At 49.6% G+C, this 17509-nt stretch carries 21 protein-coding genes; 15 read left to right on the forward strand and 6 right to left on the reverse strand.

Features of this window, described 5'->3' with window-relative positions; genetic code table 11:
- Window positions 1-9 precede the first annotated feature (9 nt).
- Together MJB10_RS02185 and MJB10_RS02190 are read left to right on the forward strand one after the other, a co-directional pair.
- Window positions 10-2151 carry a hypothetical protein gene (locus tag MJB10_RS02185; RefSeq protein ID WP_314801264.1) on the forward strand — a complete coding sequence of 714 codons (2142 nt, stop codon included), beginning with the start codon at window positions 10-12 and terminating at the stop codon, window positions 2149-2151.
- Window positions 2152-2487: 336 nt separating this feature from the next.
- Window positions 2488-3321 (forward strand): hypothetical protein, encoded by an 834-nt coding sequence (locus MJB10_RS02190; RefSeq protein ID WP_314801267.1) that lies wholly within the window; start codon window positions 2488-2490, stop codon window positions 3319-3321.
- 555 nt (window positions 3322-3876) lie between these two features.
- On the opposite strand, the gene MJB10_RS02195 is transcribed toward MJB10_RS02190, so the two are convergent.
- On the reverse strand, window positions 3877-4896 hold the full coding sequence (locus tag MJB10_RS02195) for a metallophosphoesterase family protein (RefSeq protein WP_314801271.1): 1020 nt from the start codon (window positions 4894-4896) through the stop codon (window positions 3877-3879).
- Between the two features lie 217 nt (window positions 4897-5113).
- On the opposite strand from MJB10_RS02195, the gene MJB10_RS02200 reads away from it, so the two are divergent.
- The 3 genes from MJB10_RS02200 to MJB10_RS02210 are packed head-to-tail and all read left to right on the forward strand — an operon-like array spanning window position 5114 to window position 7061.
- Window positions 5114-5482, forward strand: coding sequence for a GntR family transcriptional regulator (locus tag MJB10_RS02200; protein ID WP_314801274.1), 369 nt, complete (start codon window positions 5114-5116; stop codon window positions 5480-5482).
- The gene (locus tag MJB10_RS02205) at window positions 5482-6381 is read left to right on the forward strand and encodes an ABC transporter ATP-binding protein (protein WP_314801276.1); all 900 of its coding nucleotides are present in this window, start codon (window positions 5482-5484) and stop codon (window positions 6379-6381) included. Before MJB10_RS02200 ends, MJB10_RS02205 begins: the two co-directional genes overlap by 1 nt.
- A complete protein-coding gene (locus tag MJB10_RS02210) occupies window positions 6378-7061 on the forward strand; it encodes a hypothetical protein (RefSeq protein WP_314801278.1) in 684 nt (227 codons plus the stop codon). The genes MJB10_RS02205 and MJB10_RS02210 overlap by 4 nt, the downstream gene beginning before the upstream one ends.
- A gap of 55 nt (window positions 7062-7116) precedes the next feature.
- Here the strand turns inward: MJB10_RS02210 and MJB10_RS02215 are convergent, their stop codons facing one another.
- On the reverse strand, window positions 7117-7647 hold the full coding sequence (locus tag MJB10_RS02215; protein WP_314801281.1) for an SRPBCC family protein: 531 nt from the start codon (window positions 7645-7647) through the stop codon (window positions 7117-7119).
- Between the two features lie 42 nt (window positions 7648-7689).
- On the reverse strand, window positions 7690-8022 hold the full coding sequence (locus MJB10_RS02220; protein ID WP_314801283.1) for an ArsR/SmtB family transcription factor: 333 nt from the start codon (window positions 8020-8022) through the stop codon (window positions 7690-7692).
- A 165-nt stretch (window positions 8023-8187) separates the two neighbouring features.
- Between MJB10_RS02220 and MJB10_RS02225 the strand changes: the two genes are divergently transcribed.
- Window positions 8188-8886, forward strand: a complete 699-nt coding sequence (locus MJB10_RS02225; protein WP_314801286.1) for a 3D domain-containing protein — start codon at window positions 8188-8190, stop codon at window positions 8884-8886.
- A gap of 75 nt (window positions 8887-8961) precedes the next feature.
- Here the strand turns inward: MJB10_RS02225 and MJB10_RS02230 are convergent, their stop codons facing one another.
- Complete coding sequence (locus tag MJB10_RS02230) at window positions 8962-9804, reverse strand: alpha/beta hydrolase (RefSeq protein ID WP_314801289.1); 843 nt, start codon at window positions 9802-9804, stop codon at window positions 8962-8964.
- Between the two features lie 268 nt (window positions 9805-10072).
- Here MJB10_RS02230 and MJB10_RS02235 point away from each other — a divergent pair, with 268 nt between their 5' ends.
- The 8 genes from MJB10_RS02235 (at window position 10073) to nadE (ending at window position 14873) form a co-directional block, all read left to right on the forward strand.
- Window positions 10073-10369, forward strand: coding sequence for a hypothetical protein (locus MJB10_RS02235; RefSeq protein WP_314801291.1), 297 nt, complete (start codon window positions 10073-10075; stop codon window positions 10367-10369).
- A gap of 48 nt (window positions 10370-10417) precedes the next feature.
- Window positions 10418-11113, forward strand: coding sequence for a PspA/IM30 family protein (locus MJB10_RS02240; RefSeq protein ID WP_314801294.1), 696 nt, complete (start codon window positions 10418-10420; stop codon window positions 11111-11113).
- Window positions 11082-11510 carry a PspC domain-containing protein gene (locus MJB10_RS02245; protein ID WP_314801297.1) on the forward strand — a complete coding sequence of 143 codons (429 nt, stop codon included), beginning with the start codon at window positions 11082-11084 and terminating at the stop codon, window positions 11508-11510. Before MJB10_RS02240 ends, MJB10_RS02245 begins: the two co-directional genes overlap by 32 nt.
- Before the next feature lie 2 nt (window positions 11511-11512).
- Complete coding sequence (locus MJB10_RS02250) at window positions 11513-12199, forward strand: PspA/IM30 family protein (RefSeq protein ID WP_314801299.1); 687 nt, start codon at window positions 11513-11515, stop codon at window positions 12197-12199.
- A 362-nt stretch (window positions 12200-12561) separates the two neighbouring features.
- On the forward strand, window positions 12562-12690 hold the full coding sequence (locus MJB10_RS02255; protein ID WP_314801300.1) for a hypothetical protein: 129 nt from the start codon (window positions 12562-12564) through the stop codon (window positions 12688-12690).
- On the forward strand, window positions 12687-13073 hold the full coding sequence (locus MJB10_RS02260; protein WP_314801303.1) for a DUF3905 domain-containing protein: 387 nt from the start codon (window positions 12687-12689) through the stop codon (window positions 13071-13073). The genes MJB10_RS02255 and MJB10_RS02260 overlap by 4 nt, the downstream gene beginning before the upstream one ends.
- A gap of 130 nt (window positions 13074-13203) precedes the next feature.
- Complete coding sequence (locus tag MJB10_RS02265; RefSeq protein ID WP_314801307.1) at window positions 13204-13641, forward strand: BrxA/BrxB family bacilliredoxin; 438 nt, start codon at window positions 13204-13206, stop codon at window positions 13639-13641.
- A 422-nt stretch (window positions 13642-14063) separates the two neighbouring features.
- Window positions 14064-14873: an ammonia-dependent NAD(+) synthetase gene (nadE, locus tag MJB10_RS02270; RefSeq protein WP_314801318.1), complete on the forward strand. Its 810-nt coding sequence runs from the start codon at window positions 14064-14066 to the stop codon at window positions 14871-14873.
- Between the two features lie 91 nt (window positions 14874-14964).
- On the opposite strand, the gene MJB10_RS02275 is transcribed toward nadE, so the two are convergent.
- Window positions 14965-15942: an aldo/keto reductase gene (locus MJB10_RS02275; RefSeq protein ID WP_314801320.1), complete on the reverse strand. Its 978-nt coding sequence runs from the start codon at window positions 15940-15942 to the stop codon at window positions 14965-14967.
- Between the two features lie 243 nt (window positions 15943-16185).
- On the opposite strand from MJB10_RS02275, the gene acpS reads away from it, so the two are divergent.
- Complete coding sequence (gene acpS, locus MJB10_RS02280) at window positions 16186-16572, forward strand: holo-ACP synthase (protein WP_314805452.1); 387 nt, start codon at window positions 16186-16188, stop codon at window positions 16570-16572.
- A 248-nt stretch (window positions 16573-16820) separates the two neighbouring features.
- Here acpS and MJB10_RS02285 read toward each other — a convergent pair whose 3' ends face one another.
- On the reverse strand, window positions 16821-17435 hold the full coding sequence (locus MJB10_RS02285) for a hypothetical protein (RefSeq protein ID WP_314801322.1): 615 nt from the start codon (window positions 17433-17435) through the stop codon (window positions 16821-16823).
- Window positions 17436-17509 lie beyond the last annotated feature (74 nt).

A 17509-nucleotide genomic window follows, 5' to 3' on the forward strand; every position in this document is an offset into this window, starting at 1 on the left:
GTTTGAACCATGATTCGTAAACTATCATCGATCTCACTTAAGAAGACCAGTCTGGCAATCCTGCTGACAGGAAGTTTCGCAGCGGCCTCATGGGCAGCCCCTCTGCCTGCCGCGCATGCAGCGAATGAGGGCGTTTTTATCTCCAAAGATTCGTATTTTATGCTGAATAAAGCAGCACTTTCGTCCTCATCCTTACAATTTTCCGTCCTCTTTCATAATGGAGAAAGTCAGTCTTTGGATTTTAACAAGTATGGCGTGCGTGTCACGGATGGTTCTGGACATAGCTACACAGCAAATCTGAGTGAGAAAAAGAGCGGCATCGTTGGCGGCGGGGAGGAGCAAAGCTTCCGCTTCTATGCGAACTTGCCTGCTGGAGAGACGGCGGAGGGGTTGAAAGTTGACGTTTTCCGTTGGGATTATAACAAATCGGATTTCATGAATCATCTCGGTGAGCTGCCGGTTTCCTCTGTCATTCAAGCGGAGGGGCTGGAAGCGCCAGAAGAAATCATCAGCTTGCGCACGTTAGACAGCACACTGCCGACGGATGCGGCCTTGGCTTTCCAATTAGGGCAGAGCGTGCGCGTAACAGAGAATGGCAAGTGGTACATGTACACGCAAGTAGCCGCAAAGAACTTAGGCTCAAGCAGCTTAAAGGTTCCAGCTGGACTGCTGATTAGACTCGTGGATGCGAACGGGCTAAAATACACATCAACAATTGCGAGCGGGTCGGATACGGCGATTTTGCCGAATCAGTCCGATACCATCACGTTGAAAACACTTATTTCCAAAACCATGCCAACGGGCGGACTGTCCTTGGAATACTATTACTCGAATAAAAGCGAGGATGTTTCGTTAGGTACACTCAGCATGAACGCGTCTTTGGGCGTGGCGGCGTTGGGTGCGAAGGTAACCTATGCTGGACAGCAAGACGGTGAGAAGGTGACAGCGAAGGCATCGTCCTCCACCTATTCCGTGCAAGCAGACGGCGTCCACGTTCAAACCGTAGTGACATTAAGCAATGATGGCGATGTCGTCGCTCCGATTCCTTCACTTCAGGCGTCCTACCAGTTCGGCGAATCGGGTACATCCGTCACGTCTTCAGATAACAGCGCACGGAACAGCTTCTTGGCGCCGAAGGAGACGACAACGTACTACTTCAACGCGACGCTGCCGACGGGCATCGACCCGAATGCGACGCAGTTAGTGCTGTGGCAGAAGAGCGCGAGTGCGGCGTCTGCTGGCACGGGTGGCAGCGGGACGGGCACGACGGGCGGTAACGCGACAGGCAGCACAGCGACGACAACGGGGCAAATGCCTGTGAGCGTGTTCGTGCTGAAGGGAGCGACAGAGGCGAAGAATGGCTTCACGACAGCCGTGAACTATGAAATGGGCAGCAAGCTCGTGTTCAATAACAGCCTTGTGAACCCGAATTTCGACGTTTCGCTCGTGGAGCTTCATGCGCATGAGAACGATGATCTCGGTTATAAAACGGCGATCGCCAAATACAAAATCACCAATAACGGCACAAGCACACTCGCACTGCCTGAGCTTGCGAACGAGCTGATTGATGCCAAAGGCAATGCCTACACGGGCACTCGCCAAACGGGCGCAGCGGCACAAATTACGCCAGGAAGCTCCTATGTTGTGAGTTACTCCTACTTGCTGCCGAATCAGGCAGCGGCTGAGGACGAATCCTTCGCGCTGAATATGTACGATGATAAAGCTGTTTCGGAAGGCAACGTATCGACAGGTACATTTAAAGTAGCTTTGCAGGAAGAAGAGACAGGAGATACACTCCACCTGTATCCATTCTCCCTCAAAGTCAATGATAGCTACATCAGCTGGAACTACAGCGGTGGCACATATTCGTATATCCTGCGTATGGACATGGACATTTCGCATGAGGACCAAGTCATTATCGACTCGAACTTCTCCAAAATCCAATACGAATTGGTCGACTCCTTGGGTCGCATCGTCGGCACACAAGATGCTGCTTTGACAGGCGCTGGCAAATTAACAAGCGGCAGCCAGAAGATCACCATATCCGGCCTGAAAAACGAACAAATGGACTCCGGTATGGTCGTCAACATGTACGAAGTCATCAATACGCCGAATGGCACCGCGAATCGGTTGTTGAAGCAATTTAAGTAAAAGAAAAAACAGTCTAACCCTTTGAACTGTCAGGGGTTAGGCTGCTGTTGTACTTGGCCTGGGAAATATATGTAAAGAAGAAGTGGTATGTCAAGATCCAAGGCACAGACCTGAATTAAGGTATGTGTCTTTTTTAATTCGAACTTCTCCAAAATCTAATACGAGCTGGTTGACCAATACCCGATTCTCCTCTGCTTGCTTGGGCTTGTCCCAAAGGGCAAATGACCATTTTTATTAAATGCGAGATGTTTGTCTACTAACTGTAAGACATTTGTCCAATCAACTTGTTTGATCTAAGCGTATGCATAAGTACATTCAGTCTAAGGAGGCTACATTATGGCATACGGCAGAATTTCTAATGGAAAGACTACTCGTAAAATTAACTCTAATCCAAAGAAAAAAAAGAAATGCAAGTGTAAGAAGAAATGTAAGTGTTGCAAACGTGGACCAAGAGGACCACAAGGGCCAGAGGGACCACAGGGGCCAGTAGGACCACAAGGAGATATGGGAGCAATTGGTCCGCAAGGGCCAAAGGGAGATAAAGGCCCACAAGGTAAAGAGGGAGAAAAGGGCCCAAAAGGGAACAAGGGAGATACCGGACCTAAAGGAGATAAAGGCGATAAAGGTGATAAAGGTGATAAAGGCGATAAAGGCGATAAAGGCGATACGGGACCGCAAGGGCCTCCAGGATCCAGTGAATGTGATTGCTGTGCAACCCCTATGCAAGCTGTTTTAGAAGAGCTAAAAACACTAAAAGCTACATCAGTTGATCTTGGAACCGTCGATCAAATATTCAATAACATTGACTTTTCAAGTGATGATGTGACAATAAGTGATTTCTTAATCACATTCCCAGCCCAAGGTGGCATTCAAATTATACCGATTTGCTCAATCGTTGGCGTTCAATCAAGTGCGATCACAGATGAGTTTCCACTGACGCCTGCTGATCCAAATTGTAAATGTTGTGAAGAAGCGCTTCGTGAACGACTTGCAACGCTTACCACTGTATCTGTTCATACGACAGATGGTGGGACATTCGGCATCGTGACAGGTACCATTATTGGGCTAGGTCAAGGAATTGTTATTTTAGACCCTCCAGGTGTTGGAACGAACCCTGCTGCAATCTCAATCTGTCAGATTACCGGCATGCAGGTACCCCGTCCCCTTTAAGAACTAGGAACTGTTAATGCGGCTTCTATCATGTAATCCTAAGGGCTGGACACCATGGATATTATTGGAAATATTTATTAATTTAACATATTCCACCTGAGATGATTTGTGCAGGGTAAGTTTCCCTATATTTTCAGCCTGGAACTGCGGATTTTTTGCTTTTTTGGAATAATATGAGAAATTTGGCCCTAAGGATACCATGGTTATTATTGAAAATATTTATTAATTTAACATATTCCACATGAGATGATTTGTGCAGGGTAAGTTTCCTATATTTATAGCCTCGAAGTGCGTATTTTTGTTTTTTTTGAAATAATATGGGAAGTTTAGAGGCGGTCAACCACCGCTAATTCGCTGGAAACTACTAAAAGCAGGAATTAAGAGTGGTTGACCACCGTTAAATGTACGGATGAGCGCTCAATGGGCGTCAAAACGTAACTTTAGAAGTGGTCAACCACTGCTATTTTGCTTGAAACTAGCTAAAAGCAGGATTTAAGGGTGGTTGACCACCCTTAAATGTACGGATGAGCGCTCAATGGGCGTCCAAACGGCGCGCTACTTCACATCATACCCCTTGGCGATGGACGGTTCGATCCATCGCTTTTCGGTATGCTCGCGGCGCAAAATGACGACGCGATCGGGGTACACGTCGACGATGAGGCTCTGACTCAGCGCCCGCGTCTCAGGCTCGTTCTTCGCGCTCCATACCTGACGGATGGAGGCGCTCGAAGCGGCGAGAAACTTCAACTGTTTCACCTGGTTGGTTGTTTCAATGTTCCAGTGGGTATGCCCACTGAACAAAATCACATTCGGGTGCGCGTCCAGCAGCGCGCGCAGTTCCTGGTGCTGGACGACGCCCAGCTCCAGATCCGAGCCATCCACCGTGCCTGGCAGCGGCTGGTGCAGGAACACAAACACGGGCTTGCCGGGCTCAGCCGCGGCCGCCGCAAGCCGCTCGCGCAGCCAGCTGAGCTGCGCGGCGGATAGATACGCATCCTCATTGATGGATGCGTCAACATCCCGGTACGCTTCCCCGCTAAGGAACAGGAAGCGGTACCCATCTACGACAAGCTCGTGATACGGCTTGTCGTAGCCCCACATGCGGTCGAATAACGCGACCGCACGCGCACTCGACCAAGATGGATTCAACTTCGTGTAATCCATCTTGTCCCCATCCGGCGTGTGCCACACGCCGTAGAAATCATGGTTGCCCATCGTCGCGTGGGCAGGGGCATGGGGCTGGCGGCTGAGCAGCGCCAGCAAGCTGCGATAATCGGCCTCACTGCCGTTCGTGAGGTCACCGTTCAGGACAAGCAGCTTGCTGTCCGGCCGCAGCTCATGGTGATCCATGAGCGCTTGCTTCAGCAGCAGCTGGGAGACCTTATCCGTTGAAGTGACATGTAGATCACTCAACACCGAGAACGAAAACAAAGGCGCAGCCGTTTGAGCCTCATCATTCATCTTTTGTCCTTGCCCAAGCTCTTGCCCATTCCCTCGACTCTGTACCTGTCCCCCCGCCAACAAAACCGTCCCCACCAATAACCCTATCGTAACGAACCGTATAAGCGTTCTCATCGTGTATCTTCCTTTCACATATAAGTGGTTGCGTGTTTCACATCATAATCCCGCTATTTGTCTAACGTTTTCCATGCAGTATTTGGTATTCCCCTGAAAAAAGGAAAATATTTTACAGCCCATTTCTTATTGGCCAGTTGACTTTGGTCTTATTTGGTTATATGGTTAATTACATGAGTAACTAACCAATGTGGTAACGAAAGCGGTGGTGAGAATTGTGGGATTTATGATGGACGATAGCCGCCCGATTTTTGTGCAAATCGCAGAGGGGATCGAAGATGACATTATCGAATCACGGATGCCAGAGGAATCGCAGGTACCTTCTACGAATCAATTTGCAGCTTTTTATCAAATTAATCCAGCAACGGCGGCAAAAGGTGTGAATCTGCTCGTGGACCAAGGGATTTTATACAAAAAGCGTGGAATTGGCATGTTTGTAGCGGGGGGAGCGCGAGCGAAGCTGATGGAGAAGCGAAAAGAGCTGTTTTATGAGCAATATGTCGTGACGATGATTCGAGAAGCTGAGAAGCTGGGGATCACGGTGGAGCAATTGACGGAAATGGTGCGGAGAGGGGAGAAGGGCTGATGACGGGGAACGTTGTAGAAGTGAAGGGCCTGACGAAGGCCTACGGCAAAGTGAAGGCTGTGGATGAGGTAAGCTTTACTGTGGAAGCGAACAAGATTTATGGCTTACTCGGCAGAAACGGCGCAGGCAAAACGACCATCATGCACATCATCTCCGCGCAACAATTCGCGACAAGCGGGGAGCTGAAGGTGTTTGGCGAGGAGCCTTTTGAGAATAGTCGTGTCTTGAATCAAATTTGCTTTATCAAAGAGAGTCAGAAATACCCTGACAGCTTCCGAATTATCGATGTGTTAGAGGTCGCCAAATCGTTATACGAGGGCTGGGACGATGACTTTGCCCATGCTCTAGTAGAGGACTTCCGTCTCCCGATCAAAAGAAAGCTCAAAAAGCTGTCCAGAGGCATGCTGTCCTCCGTTGGGATTGTGGTCGGGCTTGCGAGTCGCGCGCCTTTGACAATTTTTGATGAGCCGTATTTGGGGCTGGATGCCGTCGCTCGTGCACTGTTCTATGATCGGCTGTTGGAAGACTACGCGGAGCACCCGCGGACCGTTATTCTCTCCACGCATTTGATCGATGAAGTAAGCCGCCTATTGGAGCATGTCCTTGTGATCGACAACGGTAAGCTGCTTCTTAATGAAGATGCGGATGCTCTTCGCGGCCGTGCGTGCACGGTTTCGGGGTTGAAATCCGCTGTGGATGCGTTCGTACGGGGGAAAGAGGTGCTGGAGCGCTCAGCGATCGGTTCTGCAGCGACGGCAACTCTACTAGGAGACTTATCGACAGAGGATCGCTCCTATGCGCAGGAGCTTGGGCTCGAATTTGCCCCCGTATCGATTCAGCAGCTCATCGTGCATCTGACACGCTCACAAGCGGCGGGAAAGGGGTCTGATTTCGAATGAACCGAGTGAAACAAGTTGTGAAGCTTCATAGCCGAAGCGCAAAACTGTGGGTAGGCGTACCGTGGGCCATTCTAGCCCTCAATTTTCTAATCAGCTTTGTCATTGCGTTGTCACTAAGTGATGAGGAGTCGATTCATACGGGTTCGCTTTCCTCCATTTTTATTTATACCTTTGTTGCTGGCACGCTCACACTAAAAGAATCGTTCCCGTTCGCCATTGGGTTTAGTATTCGGAGGAGGGATTACTTCTTCGGCACGATTTTAACCGTGCTCTATGTCAATGCGGCTTCGGCGATCACACTCACCGTGCTGTCTGCCATTGAAGAAGCTACGAACGGCTGGAATGCCAATCTGCATCTGTTCAAAGTTGAATTTCTAAGCGATGTGTCATTCTTAGGCATGCTGGGCATCAATTTCAGTCTCCTCATTCATTGTTTCTTCTTAGGCTTCGTAATTTCTTCCTTGCACCGTCGTTGGGGCGGCTTGGCGATGTATCTCTTTTTCGGAGCTTCGTTAGTGCTGGGAACGATCCTTACGTATGTAATGACACATTTCAATTTATGGGTTGAATTCGGTCATTGGATTGCGCATTATTATTTAGACTTTTTCTGGTGGATGATTCCAGTCTCCGCGATTTATCTTTTTATCGCCTATGGCGTTTTACGAAGAGCAGCCGTATAAAAAGTTAAAAAGAGCCCTCAGAAGCTGTCTTCTGAAGGCTCTTTCGCATTTCTGATTAAGCTGTAAGTCCAGCCAGGTAATCGTCCAACTGTTTGAACGTTCCGCCAAACCCTTGCTCCATGGACCCTTTCATCGAAGCATAGAATTGCAGCTCTTCTTCGGTCGCGTTGATCGGGCCGCCGCGCAAAGTGATGATCGTTTGGCCATCTTCCTCGGTTAACGTTAACTCATTAATAATTTCGATGGGGAAAACTGGGCTGAAAGGCGCTCGAATCACGTTCCCCTCTGCATCAGCGAAGGAGCTCACGTAGACTAGTTTCACAGGTGCTTCTACCTCGCGGTAAGCGAATTTTCCAAACATCTCAAAGCCTTCAGGTGACTTCATGCCGTAATGAAAGCTTCCCCCTGGACGGACATCCAAAGATTTTACAGTCAGCTCCATACCTGTTGGACCCCACCATGCAGCGAGATGCTCAGGCTGTGTCCATACGCTATACACAAGCTCGCGCGGCGCATTAACGATACGTGTAATCTCTAATTGAACGTCTGATCCATTTTGTGTCATTTCAAATTTGTTCGTTGTCATTTCTATTGCCTCCATAAGTGTAAAATGTGGTCATGCTTCTGACTATTCGTCAGTCGGTTTCGAGTCTTTCGCTTGCAGCGCCTCCAAATAGGCTTCCATTCGGTCAAACTGTGTTTCCCATAGGCGTCGAAAGGGACCTAACCAGGAATCCATCGCTTGAAGCGACTGTGATTGCAGCTTATAGACTCTTCGATTCGCAATCGGATGCACCTCCACCAGACCTGCTTCGTGAAGCACCCGAAGGTGCTTGGAAACTTGCGGCTGACTGAGGCCAAGACGATCGACGATTTCCCCTACGGTCAAAGGACCGTTTCGCAAAAGCTCAACGATGTGTAAACGATGGGGTTCGGCAAGCGCGCTGAATATCGTGTTCATGCATTGAATATACCTCATAAGGAATATACCTGTCAAGGAATATATAGAGGATGAGGCTTATTTTTATCTCCTCTCTACTATTTTTTCATAGGGTGGGTATAGAATGCCTAGTTTTTGACGAATCTAGTTGCTATAACTCTATTAATTTTTGAGGAGGAGCTAGCAATGTTTCGTAAAATCGTGTTTGCCACCGTATCCCTTTCGCTGCTGTTGGGGCTGCTGATCCTGCAAAATAAAGCGTACTCTTACCCAACCAGTGAGGGTGACGAAGGCATGGGGCCAGTTTATAATGTCTCATCCAACGAAAGTTCTGATACACCAATAATAGTAAGTTCCGCTGAACAGGTGGCTGTGAGCCAACCGCCCGTGACCCAATACCAAGTCACCCGTGGCGATACCCTGTTCAAAATAGCCCGTAGTTTCGATATCTCCGTCGACGATCTCATTCATGCTAATGACATGTCCAATCCTAATCAGCTCACGATCGGTCAAACGTTAACCATCCCCGTTCTGACAACCACCGATGGTCAGCCCAAAATTATTAAAAAAGTGCTGAACACCACGCTCACCGCTTACACGGCAGGCTTTGAGTCTACAGGCAAACGGGCTTCGCATCCGACCTACGGGATCACGTACAGCGGTATTAAGGCGAGGGAAGGCCGCACGATCGCGGTCGATCCCAACGTCATCCCGCTTGGGTCCACCGTCTTTATCGAGGGCATCGGCCTTCGCAAAGCGGAGGATATCGGATCAGCGATTCGCGGCTCACGGATTGATGTGTTCATGAACGATCTGGGGCAAGCGCAGGAGTTCGGTGTGAAGAAGAACGTGAAGGTGTATTTGTTGGATCGAGAGAACGTGTGAGCCTAGAAAAGGCAAACGCCTCCAAAACCACTACTCAAGTGGTGATGGAGGCGTTTTTAATTGTACATCGGCTGCTTAAACGTGTTGATCTAACCAATGAATTAAATCGGCTAAGAATTGCTCTCGCCCTACATCATCAAAAGGACGATGACGCATTGTCGCATAGGCATGGCTTGTTTTATCCAGTGAGCCAACCGCGAGCAGGAATTGCTCCAACTTCTCAGGAGGCGTCATCTGATCTTCTAGTCCATATTGCAGCAGGAGAGGAAGCTTTAACGATGCCGCTTGCTGCATGATTCTTGGGACGGCCTGACTTAAGCCAACGCCTAATCCTGGGGTTATGGTGCTGTGGCGCAAAGGATCAGATTGCAATTTTGCCATCATGTCAGGGTCCTGCGTTAATCCTTCGATACTGCCGCCTTTTTTCTGAATCGTCAGCTGCGGTCTTACTTTGCCCAGTATCCGAATGAGCCATTTCTCGAACGTCGTCATTTTATAGGAAATAGCAGGGGCCACCAGGACCAGCCCGCTTAACCCCGTTTCCCGAGTGAGCACATAGTCGGTACTAATGACGCCTCCCAGACTGTGTCCCACGATAAAAAGAGGCAGCTGCGGGAACTCCGACTTAGCGAGCTCGCGCATAGCGTGCAAGTCACCTGTGTATTCATCCCACGAACGTATGAAACCGCGGATACCTGGACTTCTTCCATGACCGCGAGAATCCGCCGCATAAACGATGTAACCGCTCCGCACCAGCGCGTCGCACATATTGGCCAATCCACCGCTATGGTCGCCATGCCCATGAACCAGAATAATCACGCCTTTGACGGGCGCTTCTGGCCGAGCCGTTCTTCTATAGAAAAGGGTGGCACCGCCGACACCGCGCAAAGTTCCTTCTATGATTTTGCTATTTTCCAAAAGAGAGTCCTCCTTTAACCTACGACCAAGTTGTCCCTGCTTATGTTTATTTTACCATGAGTTAATTAACTGTGTTGATCATTTTGTGTAGTGTAGGGTGGAAGATTCAATATGTAGCTTGAAGCTCGTCTATCACAGGTCGTAGAAGCACCCCGACTAAGGTCTAGGAGCAAATACCGTCCGCGGTCCGTTTTGGGAAACGTGGATTTTACCTAGAATAAAGACATGAAGAAGACAACAGCAAACAACGAAAGGCGGTGACGAAACGATGAGAAGAAACACTGGATTTGCCGCTCTGCTAATCGCATTCGGCGCACTGATTTTATTCAATAAGCTGGGCTTTCACGTAGGGCATATTTTCGGATCGATTATGGGATATGTCATTCCCCTAGTCATGGTCGGGCTTGGTTATCTAGGTATCAAAAACGGTAATAAATTTGGATGGATCATTGCTGGCATCGGGATCATCATTATCGTAAGCAAGCTTGCAAGCTGGATCATTATTGGGCTCGCGATTGGATTGATTGGGTATGGATTTTCGATGTTGAAAGGAAAAACAGCGTAACGTAGCGGTGAACACCGACTATGAGCGTTATACAAAGGTGGAATGAAGATGAGCCTATTTAGGCGGATGAGAGACATAACCGTGGCAACGTTGAATGAGCATTTGGAAAAGTCGGAAGATCCAGTACGCTTGATTGACCAGTACTTAGCCGCGCAGCGCGAACAGATTCAGCAGTCGGAACGACTGTATCAGCAATGTGTCAGCCATGCGGCATCGCTTCGTCAGCAATATTTGACGGCGTTAGAAACGAAAGAAAAGCGCGAGCATCAAGCGCTGCTGGCATTGAAAGCCGGCGAAGAGCATATGGCGAGAATCGTACTGCAAGAGAAATTGCAGGCCGAAGAGAAAAGCGTGCAATACCATGAGCTGTATGAGCAGGCGAAGCAGTCGATCCTTGAGCTGGATGAGGAGCTTGGGCAGCTAAAGGCGGATTACAAAGAAGTCGCAGACAAACGCAGCTACTACTTGGCTCGAATGGAGTCCGCTCGCTTGCAGCAGCGTATGCATGCACGGGGCAGTGTCACACAGGATGGGGCACCGCGGATGTTCGGCCGATTGGAAGAGCGCGTATCCGATATGGAGCTGCATGCCAGAACGCTGCGTGACGTGAGGCGCATGGGCCGCGAGAGCTACTTTAGCAGCGGCAACCCAGCCGTAGACGCAGAATTGGAAGCACTTCGCAATAGACTGAAACAGGAGGGAACACAAGATCATGAACAAACTATATCGCTCACGAAGAGATAAGAAAGTTACGGGCCTTTGCGGAGGACTTGCAGAAGCCATGAATGTTGATGCCACGCTGTTACGTTTGTTAGTTGTGATCACCACGTTTTTTACCGGAGGGACCGTCATCTTCATCTACTTTGTAGCGGCGATCGTTATTCCGAAAGAAGCTGGGTTTGATCAACCCCCGTATGATCCATATGCAAGCTCATATGGTCGTCAGCCCTATTCGGGCGGCTCGTGGAATCATCATAAATCGCAAAATTATAACCAACCGCCTGTTCAACCAACGAACAACATCGATGAGATGATGAAAGACATTGAGAAGAAAGCTTTGCAAAGAGAATTGGAAGAACTAAGAGCCAAAGTCGCTCGCTTTGAAAAACAAACTACGGATAGCAAAAAAGGAGACGTGTAATCATGGGCGTATTTACAAGAATGAAGGATATGACGAAAGCATCCATTCACGAGGTTTTGGACAAAATTGAGGATCCAATCGTGATGTTGAACCAATATCTTCGCGATATGGAGCAAGAAATTGCACAAGCTGAAGTAACCGTTGCTCGACAAATCGCAAGTGAGCGCAAGCTGAAGCAGCGTCTGGAAGAATCCGTTCGCTTATCCGCTGACCGTGAAGAGAAAGCTTCCGCAGCCATCAAGAACGGGCAAGAAGCGATTGCTCGCCAAGCGGTTGAAGAGAAACTGTACCACGAAGAAAAAATTGCCGAGTACACGGACTTATACGCTTCTGCCAAAGCACATGCAGATGAATTGACACAGCAATTGCACGAGATGAAAGATGAGTTCTACAAAATGCGCAACAAACGCAACGAGCTTGTATCCCGCGCTCAAATAGCCAAAGCGAAAAAACAAATGGCACAAGTGTCCTACAACGGCGTCATCGAAAGCGGCAACGCATCCCGCGGCTTCCAACGCATGGAAGAGAAAATCATCCAGCTTGAAGTGGAAGCAGAGATTGCTCGCAAGCCTTACGTGCCAGGGGGCACAACAAGCAGCTACGTGCCCGTCGACGTGGCGAAGCAAGCCAAAGTTGATGAGCAGCTGAACCTGCTCAAAGAGAAATTGAACAGCCCAGCTGCTGAGTAGCAACTGGAAGATCGGAAGCCCCTCGCAAGAGGGGTTTTTTTGCCTTGATGGCGTGCTGATAGCGCCCCGCACTCCCAGTACTCTTGTCCACGCCACTTGCAGTATAAGCAGTTACTACAGTTTTTCAGGTTCACCGCGGTGAGAAAGTCAAACGCATGATGGATACGGGTTCCGAGGTTATAACGAAAGAGAATATGTACACGAACGAGAATCAGAAGCCGCTGTTTCCTTTTGTTGGGAAATAAAGGTGTTAATATTGCGTGGCTCGACAAAATTTCCCAGGAAATAGTACGAGCATGTCACCTATTGGAATGATTTTTCCTATTCTGTCGCATACTACGGACAGAAGGGAGCTGATGGCTATGAGCAACAACGATTCCAAAACGCAAATCCAACAAGAGCAGCAAAACCAAGAACGCGCCAAATCGCCTGCGGGTAAAGAGGGCTATGTCGATAAAAAGCTGGACGGCCCTAACCGACCTTCCACATGAGTCAAGATAATAAGAAGCAGTTGGCCCAAGATCAGAGCGAGCTCGATCCGTATGAGATTGAGTTTCTGCCTCAATTCGAGGAGGGGCGCGGCCCTCGGGCTCCTTTTGTGAACGAGTATGGCGTGACGATCGGCGATCATGACTATGAATCCGACAATTCGCCGCTGGAGCAATGGACAGCTGATACAAATCCTGAGGTGATGGCTGGGGATCAGTGGGTACATCCTTTCAAGGATATCGGGTTCCAGAGCGCAGAGAATCGGGAGATTTTTGAAGAGGGCGTGGTGCCGCAGAGCGGGATTTTCACCCACGCCGATAAGAATGTGGCCTCTGTAACAGCAGAAGCTACGACTAGCAAAAAGAACGATGAAGCGGAAGCCTAACAGCTTTCGCTTTCTTTCTTTTGTCGGCATGCTGGGACATTGGACTTTGCTTTCATCGCCAACGGATGTATAATAAAGTTATATTGATTACGTTTTAAGAGTAACTATTAAATCCTAAGGGGTGGCACATATGGCAATGTCTTTTGATTCTTACATGAAAGATATGGTTAAACCGATGAGAGAGGATTTGACTCGTATCGGTATCACGGAGCTTCTGACTCCAGAGCAAGTTGAGGAAGCTATGGAGAAATCCAAAGATGGCACGATGCTGCTCGTTATCAACTCCGTTTGCGGTTGCGCAGCTGGGCAATGTCGTCCAGGTGTAGCGAAAGCTCTGCAAAATGATACACTTCCAACGTACACGTACACCGTGTTCGCAGGTCAAGAGAAGGATGCTACGGCGAAAGCGCGCGAATACTTGGCGCCATACCCGCCATCATCCCCATCTATCGCGTTATTCAAGAATGGAGAGCTTGCTCACTTCATTCAACGTCATCAAATCGAAGATCGTTCCGCGGACATGATCGCTGGCGATTTGATTGGTGCTTTTGAGCAATATTGCAAATAATACAGCTTAGGCTGAGGAACGAGCCGCTCTGCATGAGGATGCAGGGAGGCTTTTTCTTTTGGGGGTGAGGCGAGGAGCCTCAGCAGGTGAACGCGCTGAGCCTCCCCAAATCGCCGCCTCAGAGCCTGGTGCGCGCGTGAAGGAATCGTTTCAGCCCCACCTGCTTGAGAGATAATCGAAATAATCGATTAATTCCCGAGTGACAGCACTGTTTGGTTCGAGATAATCGAAAAAATCGATTAATTCTGGAGTGGCAGCCTTGTTCGTGGCGAGATAATCGAAAATTTCGATTATCTCCCACCCCAACAGCCGCGGCTACAGCCTCGCGAAGTTAATCTTTGAAATTTGATAGCCGAAAGTCTATACTAGTGCTTAAAGAAGAAGGCGGTATTCCAAAATTTAGATAAAAGGTGGAGAACTGTATGAGTTTGCAAGCTGAAATTATCGCGAAGCTCGGCGTGAAGCCGGAAATTGATATCGATGAAGAGATTCGGAAGCGCGTCGATTTCTTAAAAAATTACGTGCTCGGCGCGCACGCTAACGGCCTGCTGATCGCGATCAGCGGCGGGATCGACAGCGCGGTGGCGGCGGGGCTGTGTAAGCAAGCGACGGACGAGCTGACAGCAGAAAAAGGCAAAGAATACAAAACCGTCGGCGTGTTCCAGCCTTACGGCCAACAAGTGGATATCGAGGATAGCTACGCGGTGGCAAAAGCATTCGATTTGAAATATCAAATCGAGAATAACATTGAAGAGGCCGTAGATGAGATTGCCATCGAAGTGGAGTACGGACTCAAGCATATCGGCGTTCACCAGCATGTGAGCCGCGGAGGCAAAGGCAACATCAAGGCGCGAACGCGCATGGTGATGCAGTATGCGTTGGCGTTCGAGCTTGGCTTGATCGTGGTCGGCACAGATCATGCCTCAGAGGCGATCACTGGCTTCTTCACGAAGTACGGCGACGGTGCCGTGGACATTACGCCGCTGAGCACGCTGAACAAGCGTCAAGTGCGTTCGCTTGCGGCGAAGATCGGCGTTCCGCAAAGCGTGCTGGACAAAGCTCCGACAGCCGGCCTTTGGGACGGCCAAACGGATGAGGAGGAGCTGGGCATTACGTACGGCGACAACAGCGACTATTTGGAAGGTAAGCAAATCAGTCCGGAAGCGCAAGCCAAGCTCGAGAAGCAGTACTTAAAGACTGAACATAAGCGGATCCCGATTCCGGGAATCTAGAGGAGTGGCGTGCTGCTGCCCGCATTTCAGCCCCCGCGAACTATACACAAAAGACCTGAGGCAGCTAATTGCCTCAGGTCTTTTCATATTACTATGGCATTTTTGCGCCGCGCGAGCTTTCCAACAGAGCGTACCATTCTCCGCGCGTCATGGTCTCTGCGATGCGAACCGCATCTCTGCAGGCGACCACGCGCTCCGCGGATGAAGTGCCAATGACCGGCTGAATGCGAGCCGGATGCTTCATAAGCCAACCGAGCACGATGGCTTCGGGTGTCGTTTCTTTCTCAGCAGCAAGCTTCTGGACGAGCGCAGCTGTTTGCTTGATCGTGTCAGGCTCATCGTCGATGACGCGGCCGGAGAACTTTCCTTTGGCGAGCGGGGCCCACGCCTGAATCTGAATGCCCGCCATCTGACAGTGTTCCAGAATGCCGTCGGCGAAGTTCATGCTCGTGCCAGCTTTCTGATTCACCAGAATGCCTTGCTCGATCCAGTCGATGCGCGCGAGGCTCATCTCCAGTTGATTCACTACAAGCGGCTCTGGCAGTGAGTTCTGGATGAACCGCATTTGCGCTGCGCTCATGTTCGACACGCCGAAATGGCGGACTTTGCCCGCAGAGCGCACTTGGTTAAAGGCTTCGGCGATTTCCTCTGGCTCCATGAGCGGATCTGGGCGATGCAGCAGCAACACATCGATGTGCTCAACGCCAAGGCGCCCGAGAATGCCATCTACAGAGGAGATAATATGCTCTTTACTGAAATCGAAGCGATGCGGATTCACTTCATCTGGAAAGCGAATGCCGCACTTGGATTGCAAAATAATACGATCACGCAAATCCGGCCTATTTTTCAGAATTTGACCAAAAACCGTTTCAGAGTTACCTCTTTTATAAATATCTGCATGATCGAACATCGTAATGCCGATTGACAATGCAGCTTCTACCGCTTTTTCAGCCGTGATGTAATCTTCTTTCGTTAATGGGTTTCCAGCCCAATCCCCACCAAGTCCCATACATCCGAACACGATTCGGCTATTTGAAATCCCGCGTGTCTCAAGTGGCATCATTTTCATTATGTGCGCCTCCTAGCTATTTTTACTAAGCCTAGTATAACCCCTGTTGCCAATTGGCATAAGAGCTGAAAATGTAGTAACTTACTTACCTCGGCGTAAGTTATGCGGGGTGAAAGGGGCGTGGAGCTGTCGCAAAACAGTATTGGGTATGCAATTCAATCGATGTCTTCTTGACCTTGGACGAGGAATCAGTTAAATTGTACGCACAAGGATATGATTGGAAAAAGAGAGGCACGGTTGCATATGATTATTGGAGTCGGCACGGATTTAGTTGAAATAGCGCGGCTGCGAAAAATGATAGAAGGCACCTCTGGCGACCGGTTTCTGGAGAGGATTCTCACACCAGGCGAAAGGGAGCTTGCAGAGAAACGCCGCGGGCGGCTGGCAGAGTTCGTAGCAGGACGGTTCGCGGCGAAAGAAGCGATTGTCAAAGCGATCGGCTGCGGCATCGGCAAGCAGATCGGTTTTCAAGATATCGAAGTGCTGCCAGATGCACTAGGCAAGCCAGTTTGCACTGTGAAAGAGGAAGCCCTGCTGCGGGCAGACTTGGAGGGAAACCTGCGCCTCCATATCAGCATCACGCATACGGATACGATGGCCGCTGCATACGCGATTGTTGAGCAGGTGTAAGTTGTATCAAAAGAAAAAGGTGCCTCTAGGGGCACCTTTGTCTGTAGTTTGTTAAATGATCTCGAGTAGTTGTAGATTGTGCAACATCTAGGCTGAAAAATATCATTTCGCGCGGTGATGTTGTACTTCGTGCAGCATTGTAAAAAGTGCAGCTTTGAAGCCGATCCAAGCCAAGCGCCCGCCTCCCGCCAGCCACCTGACAACGTCCGCCAAAACGCCCTCGCATACCCGTCGAATCTACCGAACGCTTACCGTCCCCACACCCGCAGCATATACCCGCTCATCAGCAAGCTGAGCCCGCCCATTCCTTCCAGAATGATGCCAGAGTACCCAAGGTACCAGATGCCCATCACGATGGTTAATGCGAACAACCACAAGCCCAGATAGAGAAGCGCTCTGCCAAGCAAAAGTCCGACTTGGACGAAGCCGATGGCGAGCAGAAACGCGCGCAGCAGCGGTGCGAACAGCGGGTTCACCGCACCGATCGCTTCCAATACAGCGACCGCTGCAATGAGCATCGCACCTGGCAGCACCAGAAAAATCGGATGCCCCCAACCGCCGCCAGTGGAGTCTTGCAATCTTTTGCCCCCATCAGTGTCCCTATCAGTGCCGGCACCTGTCCCGCCAGCGCCAAACTGCTTCCGCATCCCCCAGATCTGAACCAAGCTCGCCACTACAGCAGTGACGAAAGCGGCTTGCTTCAACCAATCAAAGTCTCGCCAGTAAATGGCGAAGTCAACCGCAGCGCTAAACACCCACTCCGCGCCCCAAATAAACAGCAGAGCAACGAACCCTTGAGCGTTGTGCAGCCAATCTTTTCTTTTATTCGCTAAATGTTCCTGTTTGGTTTGTGCTGATTGCATACTTTCACCTCTAGTTTTATGTTCCACTCTTCTCGTATAATAGTTCCATGCTCCATGCATTCATTATAACTTGA

It is taken from the genome of Paenibacillus sp. MBLB1832, from assembly GCF_032271945.1.
Classification (GTDB): domain Bacteria; phylum Bacillota; class Bacilli; order Paenibacillales; family NBRC-103111; genus Paenibacillus_E; species Paenibacillus_E roseopurpureus.

Coding starts and splice junctions, on each gene's coding strand:
- MJB10_RS02185 (WP_314801264.1), top strand. CDS start 10: ATGATTCGTAAACTATCATCGATCTCACTTAAGAAGACCAGTCTGGCA.
- MJB10_RS02190 (WP_314801267.1), top strand. CDS start 2,488: ATGGCATACGGCAGAATTTCTAATGGAAAGACTACTCGTAAAATTAAC.
- MJB10_RS02195 (WP_314801271.1), bottom strand. CDS start 4,896: ATGAGAACGCTTATACGGTTCGTTACGATAGGGTTATTGGTGGGGACG.
- MJB10_RS02205 (WP_314801276.1), top strand. CDS start 5,482: ATGACGGGGAACGTTGTAGAAGTGAAGGGCCTGACGAAGGCCTACGGC.
- MJB10_RS02210 (WP_314801278.1), top strand. CDS start 6,378: ATGAACCGAGTGAAACAAGTTGTGAAGCTTCATAGCCGAAGCGCAAAA.
- MJB10_RS02215 (WP_314801281.1), bottom strand. CDS start 7,647: ATGACAACGAACAAATTTGAAATGACACAAAATGGATCAGACGTTCAA.
- MJB10_RS02220 (WP_314801283.1), bottom strand. CDS start 8,022: ATGAACACGATATTCAGCGCGCTTGCCGAACCCCATCGTTTACACATC.
- MJB10_RS02225 (WP_314801286.1), top strand. CDS start 8,188: ATGTTTCGTAAAATCGTGTTTGCCACCGTATCCCTTTCGCTGCTGTTG.
- MJB10_RS02235 (WP_314801291.1), top strand. CDS start 10,073: ATGAGAAGAAACACTGGATTTGCCGCTCTGCTAATCGCATTCGGCGCA.
- MJB10_RS02240 (WP_314801294.1), top strand. CDS start 10,418: ATGAGCCTATTTAGGCGGATGAGAGACATAACCGTGGCAACGTTGAAT.
- MJB10_RS02245 (WP_314801297.1), top strand. CDS start 11,082: ATGAACAAACTATATCGCTCACGAAGAGATAAGAAAGTTACGGGCCTT.
- MJB10_RS02250 (WP_314801299.1), top strand. CDS start 11,513: ATGGGCGTATTTACAAGAATGAAGGATATGACGAAAGCATCCATTCAC.
- MJB10_RS02255 (WP_314801300.1), top strand. CDS start 12,562: ATGAGCAACAACGATTCCAAAACGCAAATCCAACAAGAGCAGCAAAAC.
- MJB10_RS02260 (WP_314801303.1), top strand. CDS start 12,687: ATGAGTCAAGATAATAAGAAGCAGTTGGCCCAAGATCAGAGCGAGCTC.
- MJB10_RS02265 (WP_314801307.1), top strand. CDS start 13,204: ATGGCAATGTCTTTTGATTCTTACATGAAAGATATGGTTAAACCGATG.
- nadE (WP_314801318.1), top strand. CDS start 14,064: ATGAGTTTGCAAGCTGAAATTATCGCGAAGCTCGGCGTGAAGCCGGAA.
- MJB10_RS02275 (WP_314801320.1), bottom strand. CDS start 15,942: ATGAAAATGATGCCACTTGAGACACGCGGGATTTCAAATAGCCGAATC.
- acpS (WP_314805452.1), top strand. CDS start 16,186: ATGATTATTGGAGTCGGCACGGATTTAGTTGAAATAGCGCGGCTGCGA.
- MJB10_RS02285 (WP_314801322.1), bottom strand. CDS start 17,435: ATGCAATCAGCACAAACCAAACAGGAACATTTAGCGAATAAAAGAAAA.